The sequence below is a fragment of the Pseudodesulfovibrio portus genome (assembly GCF_026000375.1).
In the GTDB taxonomy this organism is placed as follows: domain Bacteria; phylum Desulfobacterota; class Desulfovibrionia; order Desulfovibrionales; family Desulfovibrionaceae; genus Pseudodesulfovibrio; species Pseudodesulfovibrio portus.
On the sequence record NZ_AP026708.1, the window covers coordinates 705,229 to 728,555 of the forward strand.

17 protein-coding genes, 1 tRNA gene and 1 other RNA gene are annotated in these 23,327 nt (G+C 62.0%); 5 read left to right on the forward strand and 14 right to left on the reverse strand.

What is annotated here, in order from left to right:
* Positions 1–20: 20 nt before the first annotated feature.
* The gene (arsS, locus tag OO730_RS03575) at positions 21–965 is read right to left on the reverse strand and encodes an arsenosugar biosynthesis radical SAM (seleno)protein ArsS (RefSeq protein WP_264983207.1); all 945 of its coding nucleotides are present in this window, start codon (positions 963–965) and stop codon (positions 21–23) included.
* Between the two features lie 151 nt (positions 966–1,116).
* Here arsS and ffs point away from each other — a divergent pair.
* Positions 1,117–1,210: signal recognition particle sRNA small type (gene ffs, locus OO730_RS03580), an RNA gene on the forward strand.
* 58 nt (positions 1,211–1,268) lie between these two features.
* Here the strand turns inward: ffs and OO730_RS03585 are convergent.
* From OO730_RS03585 to OO730_RS03600, 4 genes are all read right to left on the reverse strand, one after another.
* Positions 1,269–4,652 (reverse strand): hybrid sensor histidine kinase/response regulator, encoded by a 3,384-nt coding sequence (locus OO730_RS03585; RefSeq protein WP_264983208.1) that lies wholly within the window; start codon positions 4,650–4,652, stop codon positions 1,269–1,271.
* A 288-nt stretch (positions 4,653–4,940) separates the two neighbouring features.
* A tRNA-Ser gene (locus OO730_RS03590) sits at positions 4,941–5,032 on the reverse strand.
* 63 nt (positions 5,033–5,095) lie between these two features.
* Positions 5,096–6,013, reverse strand: coding sequence for a dihydroorotate dehydrogenase (locus OO730_RS03595; protein WP_264983209.1), 918 nt, complete (start codon positions 6,011–6,013; stop codon positions 5,096–5,098).
* Between the two features lie 12 nt (positions 6,014–6,025).
* Entirely contained in the window at positions 6,026–6,811 is a 786-nt protein-coding gene (locus tag OO730_RS03600; protein WP_264983210.1) for an iron-sulfur cluster-binding protein, read from the reverse strand.
* Between the two features lie 11 nt (positions 6,812–6,822).
* Between OO730_RS03600 and OO730_RS03605 the strand changes: the two genes are divergently transcribed.
* Positions 6,823–8,805, forward strand: coding sequence for a peptidase U32 family protein (locus OO730_RS03605; protein ID WP_264983211.1), 1,983 nt, complete (start codon positions 6,823–6,825; stop codon positions 8,803–8,805).
* 54 nt (positions 8,806–8,859) lie between these two features.
* On the opposite strand, the gene OO730_RS03610 is transcribed toward OO730_RS03605, so the two are convergent.
* The 7 genes from OO730_RS03610 to carB all read right to left on the reverse strand — a co-directional run bounded on the left by OO730_RS03610 (position 8,860) and on the right by carB (position 18,755).
* Entirely contained in the window at positions 8,860–9,198 is a 339-nt protein-coding gene (locus OO730_RS03610) for a phenylpyruvate tautomerase MIF-related protein (protein WP_264983212.1), read from the reverse strand.
* A gap of 8 nt (positions 9,199–9,206) precedes the next feature.
* On the reverse strand, positions 9,207–9,992 hold the full coding sequence (locus tag OO730_RS03615; protein WP_264983213.1) for a PhzF family phenazine biosynthesis protein: 786 nt from the start codon (positions 9,990–9,992) through the stop codon (positions 9,207–9,209).
* A 17-nt stretch (positions 9,993–10,009) separates the two neighbouring features.
* On the reverse strand, positions 10,010–12,355 hold the full coding sequence (locus tag OO730_RS03620; RefSeq protein WP_264983214.1) for a penicillin-binding protein 1A: 2,346 nt from the start codon (positions 12,353–12,355) through the stop codon (positions 10,010–10,012).
* Between the two features lie 11 nt (positions 12,356–12,366).
* Positions 12,367–12,933, reverse strand: a complete 567-nt coding sequence (locus tag OO730_RS03625) for a YkgJ family cysteine cluster protein (RefSeq protein ID WP_264983215.1) — start codon at positions 12,931–12,933, stop codon at positions 12,367–12,369.
* Between the two features lie 14 nt (positions 12,934–12,947).
* Positions 12,948–13,961 carry a KpsF/GutQ family sugar-phosphate isomerase gene (locus OO730_RS03630; protein WP_264983216.1) on the reverse strand — a complete coding sequence of 338 codons (1,014 nt, stop codon included), beginning with the start codon at positions 13,959–13,961 and terminating at the stop codon, positions 12,948–12,950.
* Between the two features lie 125 nt (positions 13,962–14,086).
* Positions 14,087–15,499, reverse strand: coding sequence for an amidophosphoribosyltransferase (gene purF / locus OO730_RS03635; RefSeq protein ID WP_264983217.1), 1,413 nt, complete (start codon positions 15,497–15,499; stop codon positions 14,087–14,089).
* 22 nt (positions 15,500–15,521) lie between these two features.
* Positions 15,522–18,755, reverse strand: a complete 3,234-nt coding sequence (gene carB / locus OO730_RS03640) for a carbamoyl-phosphate synthase large subunit (protein WP_264983218.1) — start codon at positions 18,753–18,755, stop codon at positions 15,522–15,524.
* On the opposite strand from carB, the gene OO730_RS03645 reads away from it, so the two are divergent.
* From OO730_RS03645 to OO730_RS03655, 3 genes are all read left to right on the forward strand, one after another.
* Positions 18,724–19,080, forward strand: a complete 357-nt coding sequence (locus tag OO730_RS03645; protein WP_264983219.1) for a hypothetical protein — start codon at positions 18,724–18,726, stop codon at positions 19,078–19,080. The two genes, carB and OO730_RS03645, sit on opposite strands and share 32 nt — an antisense overlap.
* The gene (locus OO730_RS03650) at positions 19,065–19,349 is read left to right on the forward strand and encodes a FeoA family protein (RefSeq protein WP_264983220.1); all 285 of its coding nucleotides are present in this window, start codon (positions 19,065–19,067) and stop codon (positions 19,347–19,349) included. Before OO730_RS03645 ends, OO730_RS03650 begins: the two co-directional genes overlap by 16 nt.
* Positions 19,350–19,476: 127 nt before the next feature.
* The gene (locus OO730_RS03655; protein WP_264983221.1) at positions 19,477–20,433 is read left to right on the forward strand and encodes a YbgA family protein; all 957 of its coding nucleotides are present in this window, start codon (positions 19,477–19,479) and stop codon (positions 20,431–20,433) included.
* Between the two features lie 18 nt (positions 20,434–20,451).
* Here the strand turns inward: OO730_RS03655 and OO730_RS03660 are convergent, their stop codons facing one another.
* Positions 20,452–21,210, reverse strand: a complete 759-nt coding sequence (locus tag OO730_RS03660) for a hypothetical protein (protein ID WP_264983222.1) — start codon at positions 21,208–21,210, stop codon at positions 20,452–20,454.
* Positions 21,211–21,362: 152 nt separating this feature from the next.
* A complete protein-coding gene (metG, locus tag OO730_RS03665) occupies positions 21,363–23,294 on the reverse strand; it encodes a methionine--tRNA ligase (protein ID WP_407681905.1) in 1,932 nt (643 codons plus the stop codon).
* Positions 23,295–23,327: the final 33 nt, after the last annotated feature.

The window sequence follows — 23,327 nt, forward strand, 5'->3', positions numbered from 1 at the left end:
AGTCAACCTCGAGGACGGGATCAGGTGTCCAGGGCCCCGCCGCAGCTCGACCCCGCGCCCGCCGTGCAGCCGAAGCAATGCGGGCCGGTGACCACCTGCCTGTGGACCATCCTGGCCAGATCGAAGTCGTCCACATTGTCCGGCGCTTCCCCGTTCACGGGCAGATCCAGAGCCTGGTTGAAATCACAGTCATAAAGCCGTCCGTCCCAGCCGATATTCACCTGGTGGCGGCACATCAGCCCGTCCACGGTGGCCGGATTGAACGAATCCTTGAGCAGGGTCATGTACTCCCCGGCCTTGCCCTGCTCCCCGAGCTCGTCCATGAATCGGCCTATGGGCAGATTGGTGATGGTCAGGAGGCGATTGAACACGATGCCGTAGCGCTCGCTCATCTCCTTCTTGTACGCCTTTTCCAGGCACTCCTGGCCGGGAGGCAGCGCCGGTCCGCCGGGGTTGAAGACCAGGTCGAGGGTCAGCCCCTCCTCCAGGCCGTAGCCGAGGCCGTTGAGCTTCTTGAGCATGGCGATGGACTTGGGAAAGCACTCGCCGCCGCGCATCCGGGCGACGTTCTCCTCCAGGTAACACGGCATGGAAGCGACCAGCCCGATCCCGTTGTCGGCAAAGAACTTCGGATAGTCCTCCATGCCGGGCTCGGTCATGGCGGACAGGTTGGTCCGCACCTGGACCGCATGGCCTGCGGCCATAAGATCGGTCACAAAGGATTTGAGATGGGGGTTGAGTTCCGGCGCACCCCCGGTGATGTCCACCAGACGGGGCTTGATCAGGGCGGCCATACGGACGATGCGGTCCATGGTCTCCCGGGTCATGACCTCTGCCCTCTGCGGGGAACATTCCAAGTGACAATGTATGCACGCCTGGTTGCATTTCAGGCCGACGTTGACCTGCAGCACTTCCAACCCGGCGGCCTTGAGGGTCCCGCCCACGCGCGTATCGAATTCATTCATGTTGCACCTCGTAATAATTACTAACCACCTGAACGCGATTTTGCAACATCCAGACCGTACGACTATGAAATTCAAAGGTGTTCCGGAGCCGCGATGTTCCGTGAAGAGTTGACGAACCACCGGAAACGCTGTAGGGAACCAATCTCCGACAGAGGGAAGCCGGACGGCGGTTGCGCTGAGAACCCCGTCAGGTCCGAAAGGAAGCAGCGGTATCGGTTGCTGCCGGGTGTCCGGTTTCCACTCAAAGGCGCGTTCACAAGTGAACGCGCCTTTTACTTTGCCCCGGATTAAAAAGGGTGGGAGTTACAGCCGCTTTTCCAGCTCCGCGGCAAGGCCGAGGGCCTTCTTGAAATCGTATTCGGCGATGAGGCGCAGGAGCTCGGCCACGTCCGTTTCCAGTTCAGCCGGCCAGCCCAGGGACCGGACCTTTTCGGCCCCGTCCCTGCTCTCCATGGGAGCCCCGCGGGACAACGGCGCCTTCAGTTCGGCAAGCGCCGCCCGCAATTCCTCCACGTCCGCGACCTTCAGGTCATGACCGAGACCCGTTTCCGTCGTACCGGCCCGGACTATGCGCACGCTGTCTATGACCACTTCAAGGGCTTCCCGGAACGCGCCCAGTTCGGCGGATACGTCCGGGCACGAGTCGTCGTCCAGGGCCATCTCGAGCCGACTGGCCATTTCGAACAGGTCCATCGCCCCCAGCATGCCGGACGTCCCCTTGACGGAATGGGCCAGGGAAACACCGTCCGGTCGTAGTCCCTCGGCCAGGGCCTTTTCTATCTCGTCCGCCGCGTCGGCATATTTGTCTTCCAGCAGGAGCAGGAGGTTCCGGTACAGTTTTTCATTGCCGCGCGCCCGCTTGAGCCCGAGTTCGACATCGATTCCAGCAAGAGAAGGCAATGTCGTTTCCTTGCCTTCGTCGGCGACCTCGTCGATCTTCACTTCATCGACCTCGACCTTGGACTCCGGAATCCACTTGCACAACATGCTGAACAGGTCGTCGGGATCGAACGGCTTGGCGATGTGATCGTTCATGCCGGACCGGCGGCTCTCCTCGATGTCGTCGATCATGGCATGGGCCGTCATGGCGATGACAGGCAGATCCCTGAAGCGCACCTGTTTTCTGATCGCCGCCGTGGCCTCGTAACCGTCCATGACCGGCATCTGGATATCCATGAGGACCAGATCGACCTCGTTGTCTTCCAGGTAATCAAGCGCCTCCTTGCCGTTCACTACCTCGGCAATCCGAACGCCCATTGTCGACAGTATTTCGTGGGCCACCTGCCGGTTGATCTCATTGTCTTCCGCGAGCAGGACGCGGGAACCCGCCAATCTGTCCGCGTCCCTTCCATCGGTCAGGGCCTGGGTGGTGGTCACCATGCCCTTGCCCAGGATCTCCACCACGAGATTGAAAAGGAAGGACTGGTTGACCGGCTTGAACAGCAGCCCCTTGAATCCCATCTCATTGGATTTCTTCACCAGGGCCGCGTTGCCGTATGCGGAGACCATGACCATGGGGGGCTTCACGGGGATCATGGGGTCCAGCATGATTTTCCCGGCGGTATCGATGCCGTCCAACTCCGGCATGCGCCAGTCGATGACAAGCAAACTGTATTCGCCGTCCGGGCTCTCTCGCAGCTTGTCGATCGCCTCAAAGCCCGATGAGGCCAGATCAACGCGCAGCCCGATATGCTCGAGCATGCCCTTGAGGATGACCCGGGAGGTGGGGTTGTCGTCCACGACCAGCGTGCGCATCCCCCGCATGTTGCCGGGCAGGACGGACTCCCCTTCATCCCAGTCGCGAATGGGCAGGGTGATCTCGAACCAGAACGTGCTCCCCTTGCCTACTTCGCTCTCGACCCCGATGAGGCCTCCCATCAATTCCACAAGCCGGTTGCAGAGATGGAGACCGAGCCCAGAGCCGCCGTATTTGCGGGTGGTCGATGTGTCGGCCTGGGTAAAAGGCTCGAACAATCTGTCTATCTGATCGGACCGGATGCCGATGCCGTCATCCTTGACCGAAAACCGGAGTTTCACGTCGCTGTCGCAGTCCTCGACCTTATCGATGCTGACGACAACCGACCCGTTGTCCGTGAACTTGACGGCATTGTTGCACAGATTGATGAGAATCTGGGACAACCGCATGGAGTCGCCCACCAGGACCGGAGGCACTTCCTTGTCCACATTGATGAGAAATTCGAGTTTCTTCTCGTTGGCCCGGGGGGAAATGATGGTGGCCAGCTGCTCCAGGACCTCGTTGAGCCTGAATTCCGTGGCCTCGACGGCCAGCATGCCCGCTTCGACCTTGGACATGTCCAGGATGTCGTTGATGATGCCGAGCAGGGAACGGGCGGAGATGTCGATCTTGTTGAGATAATCCTTCTGGACCGCCGTCAGCTTCGTCATCTTGGCCAGGTGGGTCATGCCGATGATGGCGTTCATGGGCGTCCTGATCTCATGGCTCATATTGGCCAGGAATTCACTCTTTGCCCTGGTCGCTTCCTCGGCGGACTCCTTGGCCTCGATGATCGCCTTCTCGGTCTGCCTCCGGATATGAATCTCGGACTGCAGGAGGCGATTGGTCTTGTTCAATTCGTCCGTTCGCTCGACAACACGCCGCTCCAACTGATCGTTGGCCAGCTTGAGCTCCGCCTGGGCCCGGCGCAGGTCCGTGATGTTGGTAACCATGTTGAAGGACCCGTTGAATATCCCCTGATCGTCGAATGTCGGGGTGGAGGACACGAGGGCCGAAACAACACTCCCGTCCTTTCGCACAAATCGTCGCTCATACCGTGAGGCGTGCCCGGTCCGCCGCTTGTCGGTCTCAATGCCGTGCTCGTCATGTTCGTCCGCGTGAACGAGTTTTTCCACGGGCATGCCGAGCATCTCGGTTTCGGTATAACCGAACATCTCGGCCATGACCTTGTTGACCATGGCGATCCTGAAGTCCTTGTCCGTTGTGAGAATGCCCTCGATGCTCGTCTCAAAGAGATGCCGGTACTTCTGCTCGCTGACGCGCAGTTCGTCCTCCCTGAGCCGCACCTGTTCCGTCATCTCGTTGAACTTGGACAGGATAACCTGCATCTCGGAGAACCGGTTCTCCCGCTCTCCTTCCTCATATTTGCCCGCAGCCATGGCCTCGATGCGCCCGATAAGGTGACCGAGGGGCGTCCTCAGGGTCTTGTTCAACACCAGCTTGGTGAAGAAACCAAGAATCATGACCACGGACAGCAGGGACAGGAGGCTGATCCAGGTGGTCTCGAACACCTTTTGCTTGAATACTGCGGGCGTCAGGCCCAGCTTTACCGAACCGACCTCGACGCCCTCGTATACGATGGTCGATTCCTTGACGATGGTATTATCGCCCAACTGGCCGTATTCATAAATATTATTACCGCGATGATCGGCCACGTTGATGTAGACCACGATGTCGAGCCGGGTGAAGGTCTCGCACAGGCTGACCACCGAGCCTTCCTCCATGTGCCACAGATACGGCTCCAGGGAATGGGAAAGATGGGTCATGGCCTCGGTGGCCCGTTGCTCGAACTGGGCCTCGGATTTCGTATAAAGGACGAAAAAGACCACCGAAGAAATCGCCAGGGAAGACAGGAAGACAACGGCGATAAGGCTCGTGGTCAGATATTGGACCAGGGATCTCTTATTGTTGTGGCGTACGAAAAGCGGCACGGTGATATCCTTCAGACTCCCGACAAGAAGGTGCAGCCCCTCCCGAGAGACCATGAAACCCGACGATTCGGATCGCCACAATCCCGGCAAAGAGGTATATTATGCCTGTACCCCTACAACACCCCTTACCTACTGTCGATTATATTTCGGCCACATAGGAAAAAGGACCCGTCGATTTCTCAACGGGTCCCCCGCGACTTCCAATCGTCAATCCGAACAAAAACCGGAACAGTGTTCCCCTGACGCAAAAAAGGCTTGCAGCATTTGCTGCAAGCCTTTTGATTTCTATGGCGGAGAGGAGAGGATTTGAACCTCCGATGGAGTTCCCCCCATACACGCTTTCCAGGCGTGCTCCTTAAGCCGGACTCGGACACCTCTCCGCGTTCGAGAGGCAGTAACTAACCAATATGCCCTGCCTTGGCAAGGAAAAAATTGTCCTGTTATCACAAAGGAAGTTGCAGGCTGCCCCGGAATGCTTCCAGGCTCTCGGCCCCGACCTCGGAGAGCAGTTTTTCCATCTCTCCGGCCAGGCCGAAGGCGAAATCCGGGCGCAGGAAATTGGCGGTGCCCACCTGCACGGCGTGCGCGCCCACCAGGATGAACTCCAGGGCGTCCTCTGCGGAAGCGATGCCGCCGATGCCGATGACCGGAACGTCCACGGCCCGGACCACCTGGTGCACGCACCGAAGGGCCACCGGCTTGATGGCAGGGCCGGACAGCCCGGCGATGACGTTGGCGATGCGCGGTTTTCCGGTCCGCACGTCCACGGCCATGCCGGACAGGGTGTTGATCAGCGACAGGGAGTCCGCCCCGCCGTCCACGGCAGCCCTGGCGCAGACCGTGATGTCGGTCACGTTGGGCGACAGCTTGACCATAACGTGCTTCCCGCCCGCCTTTTTCCTGACCGCCTCGGTGACACGCGCGATCTGGGCCGGGTCCTGGCCGAAGGCCACGCCGCCCTCCTTGACGTTGGGGCAGGAGACGTTGACCTCAAGGGCGGCCACGCCCTCCTCGCCCGCCAACACACCGGCCAACTCGCCGAACTCGGCGGCATCGCAGGCGTACAGGTTGGCGACCACGGCCACGTCCTTGCTTTTGAGCGCGGGCAGGGCCTGGGTGACAAAGGCCTCGACCCCGGGATTCTGGATGCCGATGGCGTTGAGCATGCCGCACGGCGTCTCGGCAATGCGCGGCATGGGGTTGCCCTCGCGGGGCTTCAGGGAGATGCCCTTGGCCACGAAGCCGCCGAGGGCTTCGAGATCGCCGTAGGGCGCAAACTCGAGGCCGAAGCCGAAGGTGCCCGAGGCGGTCATGACCGGATTCTTGAGTTCGAGACCGGCGATGGAAACATGCATATTCATTGTACCGGCCTCCTAGAGTTCCACTTTGTCGGCCCAGAAAACGGGTCCCTTGGTGCACACCTGCACGTGGTGCCCTTCGCCGTCCCTGGTCACGCACCCCAGGCACGCGCCCACTCCGCAGGCCATGCGATTTTCCAGCGACACCTGGGCCCGCGCGCCGAACTCCCTGGCAAACCGCTGCACGGTGCGCATGAAAGGCGTGGGCCCGCAGGCGAGTACCAACCCTTTCTTTTGCGCATATTCCTTGATCAAACCGCCCATGGCGTCGATGATCCCGTCCAGGTCTTCGGGCTTTTCCTCAAGTATGCATTGCCCTTGCACGTGGCCGCACAGGTAATCGTAGGGGTAGCATGCCAGGGGCAGGCGATGGGCCAGAAAGAGCTGCACGTTTTTCGGTGACGGATGGCGCTCGACATAACCGCGAAAAGGTGCGATGCCGATGCCTCCCGCGAGCAAAAGGGTCGGCGTATCCTTCTCCACGGCAAACGAGTTGCCCAGAGGCCCCCAGAGGGTTACCATGTCACCGGGCGCGATCCGGGCCAGACGGCCGGTGCCCCGCCCAACCTTCTGGATGAACAGTGTCAGCCTGCCGTCTCCGGCGGAGGAGATGGAAAAGGGCCGGGCCCAGAGCATGTCGAGTTCCCAGGAAACGGGCCGGACCATGACGAACTGGCCGGGCTTCCACCCGTCCCAGTCCGGATACTCCAGGATCAGCTCGAAAAATTCGTCCGGCGTTTCGGACCGGCCGACCGGGGAAACTTGCAACACCTTGACATCACGACAATTCCGCAAGGACATACAGATACCTTATGAGTAAAAAGCACATTCCCGAAATCATGGCCCCGGCAGGGGGCAGGCAATCCTATCTGGCGGCGGTGGCCGCAGGGGCGGACGCCGTCTACGTGGGCCTGAAACATTTCTCGGCCCGCATGCAGGCCACGAACTTCTCTATCAGTGAGCTCGCGCAACTGGCAAGCCTGGGCCGCGACCGGGGTACCAAGACCTACGTGGCAATGAACACCCTGGTCAAGCCGGGCGACCCGGAATCCGCGGGCCGTCTTATCGACCGTTTGCAGAGAACCGTCAAGCCCCACGCCCTCATCGTCCAGGACCTGGGCATGCTCACCCTGGCCAAACAGGCGGGCTTCACCGGGGAGTTGCACCTGTCCACCCTGGCCAACCTGAGCCACCCGGCGGGCCTTGACGTGGCCAAGAAACTCGGTGCCAACCGCGTGGTCATTCCCCGCGAGCTCAACCTGGACGAGATCAAGCTCATGGCCGACGCCTGCCCCAAGGACCTGGACCTGGAAATCTTCGTCCACGGCGCGCTCTGCCACTGCGTGTCCGGCCGCTGCTACTGGTCCAGCTACCTGGGCGGCAAGTCCGGCCTGCGCGGCCGCTGCGTGCAGCCCTGCCGCCGCCTCTACACCCAGGGCAAGAACCGGCCCGAACGCCTTTTCTCCTGCACCGACCTCTCCCTGGACGTGCTGACCAAGCCGCTGCTGTCCATGCCCAAGGTGGCGTCCTGGAAGATCGAGGGCCGCAAGAAAGGCCCGCACTACGTCTTCTACACGGTCAGGGCGTACCAGTTGCTGCGCGACAACCCGCAGGACGCCCAGGCCAAGAAAACGGCCCTGGAGCTGCTCGACCAGGCCCTGGGCCGCCCGGCCACCCACTCCACCTTCCTGCCCCAGCGGCCGTTCCAGCCCGTGCAGCCCGGCGAGGAGACCAGCTCTGGCCGGTTCGTGGGCGAGATAAAGCGGGAACAGAAAAAAATCTATTTCCAGCCGCGCGAGGATCTCCAGCCCGGCGACCTGATCCGGGTGGGCTACGAGGACCAGCCGGGCCACCGCACCCTGCCCATCCGGCGCAAGGTGCCCAAGCGCGGGCGCATGGACATCCCCTTCAACCCCAAAATCAAGGGGCCGTCCCTGCCCACCGGCACCAAGGTATTCCTGGTGGACCGCCGCGAACGGGAGCTGACCAAGCTGATCAAGGACCTGGAGAAGGAACTCGACTTCTTCCCGGCCCCGGAACCCAAGGAATCGACCTTCACTCCGAAGTGGCCCGCAGCCGGAAAGAGCCGCAATCTCCGCCCGGAGGCCGTCACCCTGTTCCGCACCTACCCGCGCGGGCGCATCTACAACCGGGCCGCCTTCTGGCTGGAGCGGTCCACCATCGGCAAGACCCCGACCAGCCTCGTGTCCCGGTCCCAGTGGTGGCTGCCGCCCGTGATCTGGCCCGACGAGGACAAGAAGTACCGCTCCCTGATCAAGGAGGCGGTCAAGAAGGGGGCCAAGGAGTTCGTGCTGGGCGCACCGTGGCAGGCCGCCTTTTTCGAGGACCGCAAGAACGCCACCCTCACCGCCGGGCCGTTCTGCAACGCGTCCAACAAGTTTGCCCTGGACGCGCTCAGGAACCTCGGCTGTTCATCGGCCATCATCAGCCCGGAACTGCCCTTTGAGGAAATCCGCGCCCTGGCCCAGAACACGCCCCTGCCGCTCGGGTTCGTGGTCAAGGGGTTGTGGCCCTTCGGCATATCCCGATTCCTGGCCGAATCCGTACGCTTCGACGAGACCATAAAGAGCCCCATGAACGAGGCGGCCTTCGTCCAGAAGCACGGCCAGAACAACTGGATCTATCCCGGCTGGGAACTGGACCTGACCAAGGAGACCCGGACCCTGGAGCGCCTCGGCATCAAGACCTTCATCTCCATCCGCGAATCCTGGCCCAAAGGGGTGCCCAGGCCGAAACGAACAAGCGATTTCAACTGGAAACTGCAGTTGCTGTAAAAAAAGGGCCGGGAAGCACATGCTTCCCGGCCCTTTCCACTGATTGACAAGAAATCAGAACGTCCCGGAATCCCAGCCGAAGAGGTTGCGCTGAATGGTGCCGAAAGCGATGTAAATCCGGTTGGCCGGAATCTTGAGCGCATCCTCCAGAAAGGCGCAGATGGCAGCGGAAAAATCCGACGTCCTGGCCTCGGGCAGACCGATGGAGTCGAGGGTGACGTAGGCGGCGGGGGCGTCCGTGCCGCCGAAAAACAGGTTCTTGTCCGCTTCCAGCACGGCCATGACGTAGGACTCGGGCTTGCCGAGCATGTCGGCGGCCAGGGCGGACAGCGCCTTGGTGTACGCGGCGGGATCGTCGATGCCGATGTTGGTCTCGACCTTGATGAACGGCATGGCCCCTCCTAGAGGTGTATGGTCCCGGTCATGTAGGACACGGCCTTGCCGGAAATCTTGACCCGACCGCCGCCCAAGTTCTCGCAATAGAGCACGCCGCCGCGTTTGGACGCCTGGTAGGCGGTCAGCACGTCCTTGCCCAGCCTGTCGGCCCAGAACGGCACCAGCATGGTGTGGGCCGACCCGGTGACCGGATCCTCGGGGATGGACAACTCGGAGACGAAGAACCGGGACACGAAATCATAATCCTGGCTCGGGGAGGTGCAGATCAGGCCCAGGCCGTCCAGCTTGGCGACCAGGCGGAAATCGGGATCAAGCGCCCGGACCTCCTCCTCGGTCTCGAACACGGCCATCATGTCCCGCTGCCCCATGTAGAGCTCCGCCGGACGCGCGCCCAGGGCCGTGGAAACCCGCTCGGTGACTTCGATCTCACGGTATTCCCAGGCCGGGAAGTCCATGGAGTACAGGTCTCCTTCGCGGTCCACGAAGAGCCGCCCGGACTTGGTCTCGAAGACCACCACCGGGTCGGTGTATTCGAGGAACTCGTAGAGCACGTGGGCGCTGGCCAGGGTGGCGTGGCCGCACAGGTCGATCTCCTCCTCGGGAGTGAACCAGCGCAGCTCGAAGTACTCGCCCTTTTGCACGAAAAACGCCGTCTCGGACAGGTTGTTCTCCATGGCTATATGGCGCATCAGATCGTCGGAGAGCCACTCGTACAGGGGAATGACCGCTGCCGGGTTGCCGGTGAAGATGCCGTCGGCAAAGGCGTCAACCTGGTAGATGGAAAGTTCCATGGGTCCCCCTTTTGAGCCTAAAAGGTCTGCTTGAACAAATCGTCGTCGGACACGGGCGCATCCTCACCGCCACTGCTGGAGGCCATCTCGGTGGGCTCCGTACCCTCCTTGAACGGCAGGAAGAATTCCGTGGTCGAGGACGGCGAGGCGAGCTTGCCCGTGGTGCCGTCTACCCGGACCATAACAATTCCCGGCGGCTGGGTGAAGTCCTGGTAAGGATAATCTTCCTCCACCTTCTTGCGGTAGTCCACCCAGATGGGGCTGGCCGCGCGCGAGCCGGTCTCCCACTTGCCCATGGGCGTCAGCTCGTCGAAGCCCACGTACACGCCGGTCAGCAGGTACGGGGAATAGCCCATGTACCAAGCGTCCTGCTCGTTGTTGGAGGTGCCGGTCTTGCCCGCCAAGGGCCGTTTCAGGACCCGGGCCCGCCAGCCCGTGCCGTACTGGACCACCTGCTTCATCAGGCTGGCCATGATATAGGCGGTCTGCGGGCTGATGGCGTCCACCATCTCCGGCTCGGAAGTGTACAGGTCGTCGCCCCAGGCGGACTTCACGGACAGGACCGTGCGCGGCCTGATGTAGGAACCGCCGCGCGGGAAGGTCGAATAGGCCTGGCAGAGGTTCAGGAGCGAGACCGAAGCCGAGCCGAGCGACACGGACAGGTCGTAGGGGAACTCGGTCTCGAGCCCCATGGCCTTGGCCCGGTCGATGATCGCCCGGATGCCGATCTTCTGGGCCACCCGGATGGTGCACAGGTTCTTGGACTTGACCAGGGCGGTACGCAACAGCGTCGGGCCGTCGAAGGTGCCCTCGAAATTCTGGGGCCGCCAGAGCTTGCCCTCGGCGTCGTTGGCGTAGACGATGGGCGCGTCCAGCACGATGCTGGCGGCAGTGAAGCCGCTGTCGATGGCGGCGGAATAGACAATGGGCTTGAACGCCGAGCCGGGTTGGCGGCGGGCCTGGGTGGCCCGGTTGAACTGGCTCTTCTCGAAGCCGTAGCCGCCCACCAGGGCGAGCACCTCGCCGGTGTCCGGCTTCATGGAGACCATGGCCCCTTCCACTTTGGGCTCGCGTTCCAGGTCGAGGACCCAGGTCCCTTCCTCGGCCTCGGGGGCCTCGGACACGGTCACCCAGACCACATCACCCTTCTTGAGCACCTTGCGGGCATCGGTGGGATCGGGCGCGTCCTCATGGGACTTCTTGGGATCGGGGTGGCGCACCCACCACATGGCCTTGAGCGGAATCACGCCGTGGAACTTGCCGAAGCGGACCACGGCCTTGTCCGGGTATACGGCGGACACCCACGCCTTCATGAGGCGGGACTTGTCCATGATGTTTTCGGTGTCCTGCGGCCCTTGTTCCAGGATGCCCGGCACGTCCGCCGGGGTATAGGTGCCGATGGGACCGGTCCAGCCGCGCCGCTTGGCCGAATCGATGAGCCCGCGCCGGACCGCCTTCTCGGCACTGTCCTGATGCTTGATGTCGCAGGGCGTGGTCACGGTCAGGCCGCCGTTGTAGGTGGCCTCCTCGCCGAAGTTGTCGATGAGCCAGCGGCGGACCTCTTCAAGATAATAGGCACCGGTTCCCCAGGACGGGTCGGACATGGATTCGAGCACGACCTCCTCATCGAGGGCCTCGCGGTACTGGTCGGTGGTGATCCAGCCGAGGTTGTGCATCTGCTCCAGCACGTACCGCTGGCGCTGCTTGGCCAGCTCGAAATTCTGATAGGGGTTGTACCGGGAGGGGGCCTGGGGCAGCCCGGCCAGCATGGCCGACTGGGCCAGGGTCAGGTCCGTGGCGTGCCGGGCGAAATACGTCCGGGAGGCGGCCTCCACGCCATAGGAGTGCGCGCCGAGGAAGATGTGGTTGAGATAGATGGTCAGGATCTCTTCCTTGGTCAGGTACTTCTCCAGCCGGAAGGCGAGAATCGCTTCCTTGAGCTTGCGCTGGTAGCTCTTCTCGGAGGAAAGCAGGAGGCGCTTGATGATCTGCTGGGTGATGGTGGAACCGCCCTGCTTGGTGCGCCCGGCAACGAGGTTGGCCTTGAATGCGCGCACGATGGCGGTCAGGTCCACGCCTTCATGCTCGTAGAAGGAGGCGTCCTCGGAGGCGAGAAAGGCCTTGGGCACCCACTCGCTCATCTGGTCCAGCGTGACCAGGAACCTCTTTTCCTTGTAGAAATAGCCCAGCACCTGGTTGTCCTTGGCGTAGACCGTGGTCACCAGCGGCGGGTTGTAGTCGGTGATGTTCTTGAAACCGGGCAGGTCCTTGGCCGCCCAGTTGTAGAGCCAGACGGCTCCGCCCACACCGGCCAGAAAACAGATCAACACGAAGATGCCGAATATCTTGAGAAACTTTTTCATGCAGCTATCCGTCAGAAGCTTTTTTTGACCCGGCAGGCCCCTTTTCGAGGCGACAGTCCCCATACGAGGCGCAACCGCCCGTACAGGTCCTTGACGTTCGCCTTGCCGGTATCAAGTGTATCGAGGATTCTCGTCAACGTTTCCCCTTCCCTCCTGGCGAGGCAGGTGGGGGAATCGAAAAATATCACGTCCGGGCCGATCATCCAGAAAGGGAATATGCGGCAGTAGTAGGGCCGCGCCTCCTTGGGAATCTCGCACCCCAGCGGACCGAGAAACCGGCATGCGCCCATGGAGTCCACGGCCAGCCGAAAATGCTCCCTTCCCTCGGGGAAGAGCTCCCTGACGAGGTCTTCTTCGCCCGGGAACAACCGGCACACATGGTCGATGAACGCCTTGGAATTGGACGACAGCACGAAACCGCCCGTGTGGGGGACATGATCCTGGATGCGTTCCTTTTCCGACTGCGACAGCGGGAAACAGAACTCCTCCTGGCCTGTGGCTATGCGGCAGCAGGTCGGTCCCTGCTGCGAGCACCTTCGGCAAACGTCCGAGTCGCCGTTCTGTGTGCCGGGCACCATGCGCTCCCGCCTCCCTAAGAGGCTCTCCCGCCGTGGCCGTTGGAAAATTTGAGTGCGCCCTTGCCGAGCAGGTCGTGCAGGTGGACCAGGCCGGCCAGGGTCCCGTCTTCGCGGACCACGGGCAGGACCGTGATCTCGTTGCGCTCCATGACGTCGAGGACGTGAGCCGAACTGTCGCCCGCCGCCGCCCGACGGGGGGAGACGGTCATGTGGTCGACGATGGGCGCGGCCGCATCAAGCTTCCCGGCGCAGACCTGCCGCCGCACGTCGCCGTCGGTGAACACGCCCTTGAGCACATTGTCGTCGCCGACGATGGCCACCAGCCCCATGCCGCCCGCGTTGAGGGCCGCCAGGGCCGCTTCCACGGCCGCGTCCTCCCCCACCACAGGCAGGTCATTCGTATGCATGAGCTGATCCACGCAGGTGGCCAGCCTCTGTCCCAGAGACCCGCCGGGATGAAACTTGCGGAAATCGTCCTGGCTGAAGGACTTCCACTCCATGAGGCAGACGGCCAGGGCGTCGCCCACGGCCAGTTGCGCGGTGGTGGAGGACGTCGGGGCAAGGCCCATGCGGCATGCCTCGCGCGGCACGGCCACCTTGACCACCACGTCGGCGGCCTCGGCCATGGCCGAAGCGCGATTGGAGGTCATGGCGATGACCGAACAGCCGAGAGACTTCAGCGTCGGCAGGATTCCGTTCACTTCGTCGGTGCCGCCCGAGTTGGACAGAGCCAGGATGACGTCCTCGCGCCGGAGCATGCCCATGTCGCCGTGGGCACCCTCGACCGGGTGAAGGAAAAACGACGGCGTGCCGGTAGACGCCAGGGTGGCCGCGATCTTGCGGCCCACCAGTCCGGACTTGCCCACGCCGGTAATGACCACGCGGCCTTGGCACTCGGCCATGAGGGTCAGGGCGCGGACGAACTCGTCGTCCAGCTGATCCCTGGCTGCGGCCAGCCCCTCGATCTCGATGTCGAGGACCTCGCGGGCCAGTTCCAGCCAGTCTTTCTTGCCGTTATCGCAACTCATGGCTTTATCCCATATACCATTTCACGATGCTGTTCAAAAACGTGCAAGTGCAGGACGCAAGGGGAAAAAACGTGATGACGGCTTTTCCCCGCAGCAACACGGCAACTGTACGTTTTTCAACGGCATCAACAGAATTCCTTGATGATGCCGGGAGCGGCTTCCAGGCAGTCCTTGCCCATCCGGTCGGCCAGGGGCACCGGATAATTGCCGTTGAAGCAGGCCAGACACCAGTCGTTCTGGGTCACGGAGTCCACCAGACCGGGGATGGTCAGGTAGTGCAGGGAATCGATGTTCATAAACCGGGCGATGTCCTCCACCGAATGATTGGCGGCGATGAGCTCGCCCTTGGAGGAAAAGTCGATGCCGTAGAAACAGGGGAACTTGATGGGCGGGCAGGACACGCGCAGGTGTATCTCCCGCACCCCCAGCTCGCGCAGCTTCTGGACGCGGGCCCGGATGGTGGTGCCGCGCACGATGGAGTCCTCCACGATGACGATGCGCTTGCCCTTGATCATGGACTTGACCGGGTTGAGCTTCACGCGGACCGAGAAGTCGCGCATGTCCTGGGAGGGCTGAATAAAGGTCCGGCCAACATAGTGGTTCCGGATCATGGCCAGCTCCAGCGGCAGGCCGGATTCCTGGGAATAGCCCACGGCCGCGTAGTTGCCGGAGTCCGGGAACGGCATGACCAAATCGGCGTCAACCGGGGCTTCCCTGGCCAGCTGGACGCCCATGGCCTTGCGCCGCTCGTAGACCACGTCGCCGAAAACGTAGGAGTCGGGACGGGCAAAATAGATCAACTCGAAGATGCACTTGCTGACCTTCTTGGACTCAGCGAACTTCATGGAGGTCATCTTGCCCTTGTGCACCGAAACCAGCTCGCCGGGCTCCAGGGGACGCAGGTACTCCGCCTCGATGAGATCAAAAGCGCAGGTCTCGGAGGCGAACACGTAGGAGTCGCCCACGCGGCCCAGCGCCAGGGGCCGGAACCCGTTGGGGTCCTTGACCGCGATCATCTTGTCGTTGGCCAGGATGAGCATGGAATAGGCGCCGCGCACCCGGTTGCAGGCCTTGCCGATGGCCTCCTCGATGGTCTCGGATTCGTGCAGGTACTTGATGATCAGATGGGCGAAGACCTCGGTGTCCATGGTGGTCTGGAAGATGGACCCGTTGGCCTCGAGTTCGCTGCGCAGCTCATAGGTGTTCACCAGGTTGCCGTTGTGGGCCACGGCCAGGCGCAGGTCGCCGTGCCGGACCAGGAACGGCTGGGCGTTGCGGATGAGCGACGCGCCCGTGGTGGAATAGCGGATGTGGCCGATGGATATATCGCCCTTGAGCTCCTTGCCCAGGTGCCGCTCGTTGAACACGTCGGCCACCAGGCCCATGCCCTTCTGCTCGCGGATCTTCTCCCCGTCCCAGGTGACTATGCCTGCGGACTCCTGCCCGCGATGCTGCAGGGCGTAGAGGCCGAAGTAGGTCATTCTGGCGGCTTCCTTGTTGCCGTAGATTCCGAAAAGACCGCAGTATTCTTTCTTCATTGGAAACTCTCTGATACGGCGGTTAGCCGTAGTATTTTTGCAGGCTCTGAACGCTCAGCCCGGTTTCCCGCACTTCCAGGATGGCCTGGGCGATGGCTTTGGCCCCGGACACCGTGGTGGTGTACGGGATATTGTACAGGAGCGCGTTCTGGCGGATCATCTTGGCGTCGCCAACGGTCTTCTTGCCCGAGGGGGTGTTGATGACCAGGTCGAACTCGCCGTTCTTGATGTGGTCGACCACGTGCGGGCGCTGGCCCTCGTGAACCTTGTGCACCTTTTCAACGTGCACGCCCTTCTCCGCCAGGAAATCGGCGGTGCCGCCGGTGGCGCAGACCTTGAAGCCCATGGCCTCGAAGTCCTTGGCCACGAGCACCACCTTGGCCTTGTCCCAGTCGTTGACGGACAGGAACACCTTGCCCGAAAGCGGCAGCTTCTGCCCGGCGGCCAGCTGGGCTTTCATGTAGGCCAGGCCGAAACTCGGGTCGATGCCCATGACCTCGCCGGTGGAGCGCATCTCGGGTCCGAGCAGCACGTCCACGTTGGGGAAACGGTTGAACGGGAACACGGACTCCTTGACGGATACGTGGCCCTTCTTGCGCATGGCCCAGGGCTTGAGGTCCTTGAGCTTCTCGCCGAGCATGACGCGGGTGGCCAGCTTGGCCAGGGGCACGCCCGTGGCCTTGGACACGAACGGCACGGTGCGGGAGGCGCGCGGGTTGACCTCGATGATGTACACGTCGCCGTCCTTGATGGCGTACTGGACGTTCATCAGGCCGACCACTCCCAGTTCCCTGGCCATGGCGATGGTCTGGCGCTCTATCTCGCGGATCAACTCGGGGCTGAGGGAATACGGCGGCAGGACCGAAGCCGAGTCGCCGGAGTGGATGCCCGCCTCCTCGATGTGCTCCATGACGCCGCCGATGTACACGGCCTCGCCGTCGGCCAGGGCGTCCACGTCCACCTCCACCGCGTACTCGAGGAACTTGTCGATGAGGGTCGGGTGGTCCGGGGAGACCAGGGCGGAGTGGCGGAAATAGTGGTCGAACTCGTCCATGGAGTAGACGATGTCCATGCCGCGCCCGCCGAGCACGTAGGAGGGACGCAGGACCAGGGGGAAGCCGAGCTTCTCCGCGATCTCGCGGGCCTCGACCATGGACATGGCCGTGCCGTTGGGCGGCTGCTTGAGATTGAGCTTGTTCAGGAACTGCTTGAACCGCTCGCGGTCCTCGGCCCGGTCGATGGCGTCCGGGCTGGTGCCGATGAGGGGCACGCCCGCGTTCATCAGGCGGAGGGCGAGATTGAGCGGGGTCTGGCCGCCGAACTGGACGATGACGCCGTCCGGCTTTTCGAACTCGATGATGTTCATGACGTCCTCGAAGGTCAGCGGCTCGAAATAGAGCTTGTCCGAGGTGTCGTAGTCGGTGGAGACCGTCTCCGGGTTGGAGTTGACCATGATGGACTGCACGCCCAGCTCCTTGAGGGTGAAGGAGGAATGGCAGCAGCAGTAGTCGAACTCGATGCCCTGGCCGATGCGGTTGGGACCGCCGCCCAGGATGACGACCTTCTTCCTGTCGTCGCAGACGTTCTCCTGACCGGTCTCGTAGGTGGAATAATAGTACGGCGTGTACGCCTCGAACTCGGCGGCGCAGGTATCGACCAGGTAGTAGGTCGGGATGATGTCCAGTTCCTTGCGCATGACGCGGACGGCGTCCTCGGAGGTCTTCCACATGGCCGCCAGCTGGGCGTCGGAGTAGCCGTACTCCTTGGCCTTGCGCAGCATGTCCGCCATGCCTTCGGCGTCCCTGGTCACGCCCTCCTTCTTGCCGTACTCGATGAGCGCCGCCTCCATGTCCAGGATGTCTTTGAACTGGCGCAGGAACCACGGATCGATCTTGGTGGCCTCGAAAATCTCATCCTCGGTCATGCCGCAGCGGATGGCGTTGCGCAGGACGAAGAGGCGCTCTGAGTTGGGCCGCCTGAGCAGCCGCAGGATATCCGCCCTGTCGACTTCGCAGGTCTCGAACTTCTTGCCCAGGCCGATGTGGCCGGTCTCGAGGGAGCGGAGTCCCTTCTGGAGGGCTTCCTTGAAGGTCCGGCCGATGGCCATGGTCTCGCCCACGGACTTCATGGCCGTGGTCAGGTAGTCTTCGGTGCCGGGAAATTTCTCGAAGGTGAACCGGGGAATCTTGATCACGCAGTAGTCGATGGCCGGTTCGAAGGAGGCCATGGTCTCGCGGGTGATGTCGTTGGGAATCTCGTCCAGGGTGTAGCCCACGGCCAGCTTGGCCGCGATCTTGGCGATGGGGAAGCCGGTGGCCTTGGAGGCCAGGGCCGAGGAACGGGACACGCGCGGGTTCATCTCGATGATGATCAGCTCGCCGTCCTCGGGGTTGATGGCGAACTGGACGTTCGACCCGCCGGTCTCCACGCCGATCTCGCGCATGACGGCCAGGGACGCATCGCGCAGCCGCTGGTACTCGTCGTCGGTCAGGGTCTGGGCCGGGGCCACGGTGACGGAGTCGCCGGTGTGCACGCCCATGGGGTCCAGGTTCTCGATGGAGCAGATGATGACGCAGTTGTCCTTCTTGTCGCGCATGACCTCCAGCTCATACTCCTTCCAGCCCAGGATGGACCGCTCGAGCATGATCTCGGACTTCATGGACAGGGCCAGGCCGTTGGCGCAGATCTCTTCCAGTTCTTCCATGTTGTAGGCCACGCCGCCGCCGGAACCGCCCAGGGTGTAGGCGGGACGGACGATGATCGGGAAGGGGATTTTCTCGCCCCACTCGCGCACGTCGTCCATGTTGCGGCAGATGCCGGACTCGGGCATGCCCAAGCCGATATTGTTCATGGCCTCACGGAATTCCTCACGGGATTCCGCCTTGTTGATGACCTCGATGTTCGCGCCGATAAGCTCGACGTTGAACTTGTCCAGCACGCCCATGTCGGCCACGGCCAGGGCGGTGTTGAGGCCCGTTTGCCCCCCCAAAGTCGGCAAAAGAGCGTCGGGACGCTCTTTTTCGATGATCCGGGCAACGGTTTCCGGCTCTATGGGCTCGATGTAGGTGGCATCGGCCAACTCCGGGTCGGTCATGATCGAGGCCGGGTTGGAGTTGACCAGGACGACCTCGTACCCCTCCTCCTTGAGCGCTTTCAGCGCCTGGGTTCCGGAGTAGTCGAATTCACAAGCCTGGCCGATGACGATGGGACCGGACCCGATCAACATGATCTTCTTGATATCTGTGCGTTTGGGCATTCTGCTCGAAGGAGTTGAAGTTACACCGTTTTTCGAGAAAGGAGGATCGGTGGCCCTCCCTCATCCGCGCAGGCCACATTACCGCCCGCCGGACAAGCTAATTTTACTACCCGCTTGGCCCTTGAAACGCAATGGTTTTGTATGCCCTTTCCCCTCCGGCGCCGCCCGCCGTCCCGACTCGCACCGGCCGGGAATCAGGCCTGCCGATACCGCAAAGGCGATGCAGGAACATGCTGATTTTGTCATTGACACCACCGAAGTTGAGACTTATTTTCACTCTCAACCAAACTTTGAGGGAACTGAAGATTTATGCAAAAGCCTTTGACCGCCTACCCTGCGGGGAGTGTTGTTCGAATTGCCGGGATCGACGGTGGACGCCAGGCGCGGGCGCGCATGCTCGCCATGGGCATGACGCCGGGATGCCCGGTAAAGGTGCTGGCCGGCGGGCCGACCGGATGCCGGGTGCAGGTGCGCGGCTCTGAAGTGGTGCTCTGCTGCGGGCTGGCCGGCAAGATCCTGGCCGTGGAAAACAACTCCGACGAAGGCCCACACTGCTCCTGCTGCCCGGACGCCCCTCGGGCGAAGGCTTCCTAGCCTCCCGCGCCATAAAGTGATTACAAGCCGCCGCAAGGCGGCTTTTTTCTTGCCGCCGACAGGGATATGCTTGTGCCCGACCGACGCCGGGTGGTATCCTTTCCGGAAAACATACCGGAGGGAAACCATGCCCGAACCCATCAGGATCGGCATCAGCGCCTGCCTGCTCGGCGAAAAAGTCCGCTATGACGGCCAGGGAGCCCACGCCAAACACCTGACCGGCGTCTTTGCCGACTCATTCGAATACCACCCCGTCTGCCCGGAGGTCGGCTGCGGCATGGGCGTGCCCCGGGAGGCGGTCCGGCTGGTAGGGACACGGGAGAACCCCCGTCTCAAGGGACGGCAGACCGGCAGGGACTGGACCGACGCCATGCGCGACTGGGCCGAGGGAATCTGGCCGGAGTTGGAAAAGAAGCGGCTATGCGGCTTCATCTTCAAGGCCAAATCCCCCTCCAGCGGGATCACGCGCATCAAGGTATACCCCGAATCCGGAGGCCAGCCGGTGAGCTACGCGGGGGTAGGGTTGTTCGCAGGCATGGTCATGGAACGATTCCCTCTCCTGCCCGTGGAGGACCACGGGCGACTGCACGACGTGGTCCTGCGCGGTAACTTCATCGAGCGCGTGTTCGTGGAGCACCGCTGGAACCGGATGCTCGACCGGGGAGCGACCATGAAGAACCTCATCGACTTCCACACGCGCCACAAGATGCTCATCCGCGCCCACGACGTCACCGGATACCGCGAACTGGGCAAGATCGTTGCCGAGGGCGGCAAGGGCGACCTGCCGAAACGGTTCGCGCGCTACCACGAGCGGCTGCACAGGGCGCTCTCCCTCAAGCCGACCATCAAGAAGAACGTGGACGTGCTCATGCACGTCATGGGGTATTTCAAAAAGGTCCTGAGCCGTGACGAAAAGCAGGAATGCCTCGAAATAATCGAAAATTACCGGAACAATCTCATCCCGCTCATCGTGCCGGTCACGCTGATGAACCACTTTGTGCGCAAATACGGCATCGAGTATCTGCGGGAACAGTATTACCTGAATCCGCACCCAATGGACCTTAAGCTGCGCAATCACGCATGATGTCGAGGAAAATCGGTCTTACAGGGAAACGGTGGAAACGGGTTCCAGCTCCAGCCGGACGCCCTTGAGGTCGCCGCCGGATTCGATCCAGGACTTGAGGAGCTCCCGGTTGCGAAAGACGACGGGATGCGGGCAGCCGTATGCCGCCTGGTCCAGGAGGCCCGCCGCCTGGTCGGGATAGTGCTTGGCCGCGGACAGGCAGGCCAGCAGGTTGAGGCACAGCTCGTTCAGGGGGAAACCCAGGGTCATGGCCTTGCCCAACGGCAGCATGACGTCACCATAGCGGCGCGCCTTGTAATAGGCCACGGCCAGGTCGAACTGGGCCGCGTGCAGGCCGGGCAGCCGTTTCGCGATCGCCTCCCGCTCGGTCACGGTGTAGCAAATGCGCTCGGCCACATACGGGGAGCCGTCCTCGTTGCGCAGCCGGGTTTCGAACCCATAACGCCGCGCCCAGAACATGCCTTCCACTGCCTCGTCCGGGTTGAGCCGCATGTCCACCTGCTGGCAACCGGCAAGGCGCATGTCCTTGAGCAGTCCGCCGGTGGGCACGGTGTCGAGCCGGGCGCTCCACAGGACGTTCATCCCCAGGACGCGCATGGTCTCGCACATGGCCACGGCCTTGGCGTGATCGCGGAAGATGGCGGGATCGTCGAAAGCCAACGCGGTCAGACCGCGCTCCCCGGCCTCTCCGGCCACGGGCGCGATGTCCCAATCCCCGTCGTGCCGGACCACGCCGTGCGCGAACGGTCCGTTTCGCCCGTCTTTCCCCACGGACATGTCGGCTCTCAACTCAATATACATTATCCACCCCGGTACGCCCGGTTTTTGACACGAAAGGCGTACTCGAAAGACGATATTGCAAGGAGTCTGCCAAAACAAAGGGACCCCCGTTGCCGGAGGTCCCTGAATAAACTGTTTTTCGGAGTGGCCTAGCTGACCTTGCTGCCGCCCGGAACCTCGCCCGTGGGGGTGAGGAGTTCCATGCCATCCTTGGTCTTCACTGCCAGGATCATGCCCTGGGAGAGCTGCTTGCGGAGCTTGCGCGGCTTGAGGTTTGTAACCACAACCACCTGTTTTCCAATGAGATCATCGGGAGCGAAGAAATCGGCGATCCCGGCCACCACCTGACGAAGCTCGTCGTCGCCGGTGTCCACGCGAACCAGCAGCAGCCGGTCGGCGTCGGGGTGCTTTTCCACTTCCCTGACCGTGCCCACGCGCAGATCGACTTTCTGAAAATCCTCGAACTCGATGGTCGCCACGGCGTCCTTTTCGGTTTTTTCGGATTTTTTACCCTTCTTTTCCGATTTTTTCGGACCCTTGTCTTCGATCGGGTCCACGCGGGGAAAGAGATTGGAGGTCTCGGCAACGGTCTGACCGGATTCCAGCAGCCCCCAGACGTCCAGCTCCTTGGGCAGATTGACCTTTTCGGGATCAAAGGTGATGCCGAGCTGCTTGAGCATTTTTTCCGAGGCCTCGGGCATGACCGGCCAGAGATGGACCGCGATCTTGCGCATGTTCTCGAGGAGCACATAGATGACCGTGGACAAACGCCCCGTGTTCTTTTCCTTGTACAGGGTCCAGGGCGCGGTGGCGTCCACGTACTTGTTCAGGCCGCGAACCAGCTCCCACAGCCCTTCCAGGCCGCGCGAAAACTTGAATTCGTTGAAGAAATCCTGAAAAGCCTGCATGGCGCCCTGGCCGATCTTCTTGATCTCGGCGTCTTCCACGTCCTCGATGTCGGGCCGGGGAATGACCCCCCCGAAGTACTTGTGGGTCATGGACAGGGTGCGGTTGAACAGGTTGCCCAGATCGTTGGCCAGGTCCGCGTTCAAGCGGCCGATGAGCGCCTTTTCGGAAAAGCTGGAGTCCTGGCCGAAGGACATCTCGCGCAGCAGGAAGTAGCGGAAGGCGTCCAGGCCGTAGGCATCCTTCATGGCAAGGGGCTCGACCACGTTGCCGATGGACTTGGACATCTTGGTGTCCTCCACCAGCCAGTAACCGTGCACGTTGAGGTGCTGGTAGGGCTCGATGCCCGCAGCCTTGAGCATGGTCGGCCAGAACACGGCGTGGGGCTTGAGGATATCCTTGGCCACCAGATGGTTGGCGGCAGGCCAGTATTTCTTGAACTTGTCGCCGTCCGGGTAACCCAGGGCGGCCACGTAGTTGATGAGGGCGTCGAACCAGACGTAGGTCACGTACTCGGCGTCGAACGGCAGCTCGATGCCCCAGGTCAGGCGGGACTTGGGCCGGGAAATGCACAGGTCTTCCAGCTCGCCGGATTCCAGCAGGCTGACGACCTCTTTCCTGTACCGCTCGGGGCGGATGAAGTCGGGATTCTTGTTGATGTGGTCAAGGAGCCAGTCCTTGTACTTGGACATCTTGAAGAAATAATTCTTCTCGGCGATGTATTCCGGCTTGGTCTGATGGTCCGGGCACAACCCGTCCACCAGTTCCTTCTCGGTGTAGAACCGCTCGCAGCCGAAGCAGTAGTGGCCGCCGTATTCGCCGAAATAGATATCCCCTGCATCGTAGACCTTCTGCAGGATTTCCTGCACCACCTTGACGTGCCGGGGCTCGGTGGTGCGGATGAAGTCGTTGTTGGATATATTCATCCCCGGCCAGAGGTCCTGGAAAAGCTTGGAAATGGTATCCACGTACTCTTTCGGGGTCTGGCCGTTGGCCTCGGCGGCCTGGACGATCTTGTCGCCGTGCTCGTCGGTGCCGGTCAGAAAATAGGTCTCCGCGCCCATCAACCTGTGGAACCGGGCCATGGAATCGGCCACGGTGGTGGTGTACGCATGGCCCAGATGGGGTTTCGCGTTCACGTAATAGATGGGCGTGGTGATGTAAAATCGTTCCACAATCACATTCTCCTTGTCGGGGCGGAACGCGCC

Coding starts and splice junctions, on each gene's coding strand:
- arsS (WP_264983207.1), bottom strand. CDS start 965: ATGAATGAATTCGATACGCGCGTGGGCGGGACCCTCAAGGCCGCCGGG.
- OO730_RS03595 (WP_264983209.1), bottom strand. CDS start 6,013: ATGAATATGCATGTTTCCATCGCCGGTCTCGAACTCAAGAATCCGGTC.
- OO730_RS03600 (WP_264983210.1), bottom strand. CDS start 6,811: ATGTCCTTGCGGAATTGTCGTGATGTCAAGGTGTTGCAAGTTTCCCCG.
- OO730_RS03605 (WP_264983211.1), top strand. CDS start 6,823: ATGAGTAAAAAGCACATTCCCGAAATCATGGCCCCGGCAGGGGGCAGG.
- OO730_RS03610 (WP_264983212.1), bottom strand. CDS start 9,198: ATGCCGTTCATCAAGGTCGAGACCAACATCGGCATCGACGATCCCGCC.
- OO730_RS03615 (WP_264983213.1), bottom strand. CDS start 9,992: ATGGAACTTTCCATCTACCAGGTTGACGCCTTTGCCGACGGCATCTTC.
- OO730_RS03620 (WP_264983214.1), bottom strand. CDS start 12,355: ATGAAAAAGTTTCTCAAGATATTCGGCATCTTCGTGTTGATCTGTTTT.
- OO730_RS03625 (WP_264983215.1), bottom strand. CDS start 12,933: ATGGTGCCCGGCACACAGAACGGCGACTCGGACGTTTGCCGAAGGTGC.
- OO730_RS03630 (WP_264983216.1), bottom strand. CDS start 13,961: ATGAGTTGCGATAACGGCAAGAAAGACTGGCTGGAACTGGCCCGCGAG.
- purF (WP_264983217.1), bottom strand. CDS start 15,499: ATGAAGAAAGAATACTGCGGTCTTTTCGGAATCTACGGCAACAAGGAA.
- OO730_RS03645 (WP_264983219.1), top strand. CDS start 18,724: ATGATCTTCTTGATATCTGTGCGTTTGGGCATTCTGCTCGAAGGAGTT.
- carB (WP_264983218.1), bottom strand. CDS start 18,755: ATGCCCAAACGCACAGATATCAAGAAGATCATGTTGATCGGGTCCGGT.
- OO730_RS03650 (WP_264983220.1), top strand. CDS start 19,065: ATGCAAAAGCCTTTGACCGCCTACCCTGCGGGGAGTGTTGTTCGAATT.
- OO730_RS03655 (WP_264983221.1), top strand. CDS start 19,477: ATGCCCGAACCCATCAGGATCGGCATCAGCGCCTGCCTGCTCGGCGAA.
- OO730_RS03660 (WP_264983222.1), bottom strand. CDS start 21,210: ATGTCCGTGGGGAAAGACGGGCGAAACGGACCGTTCGCGCACGGCGTG.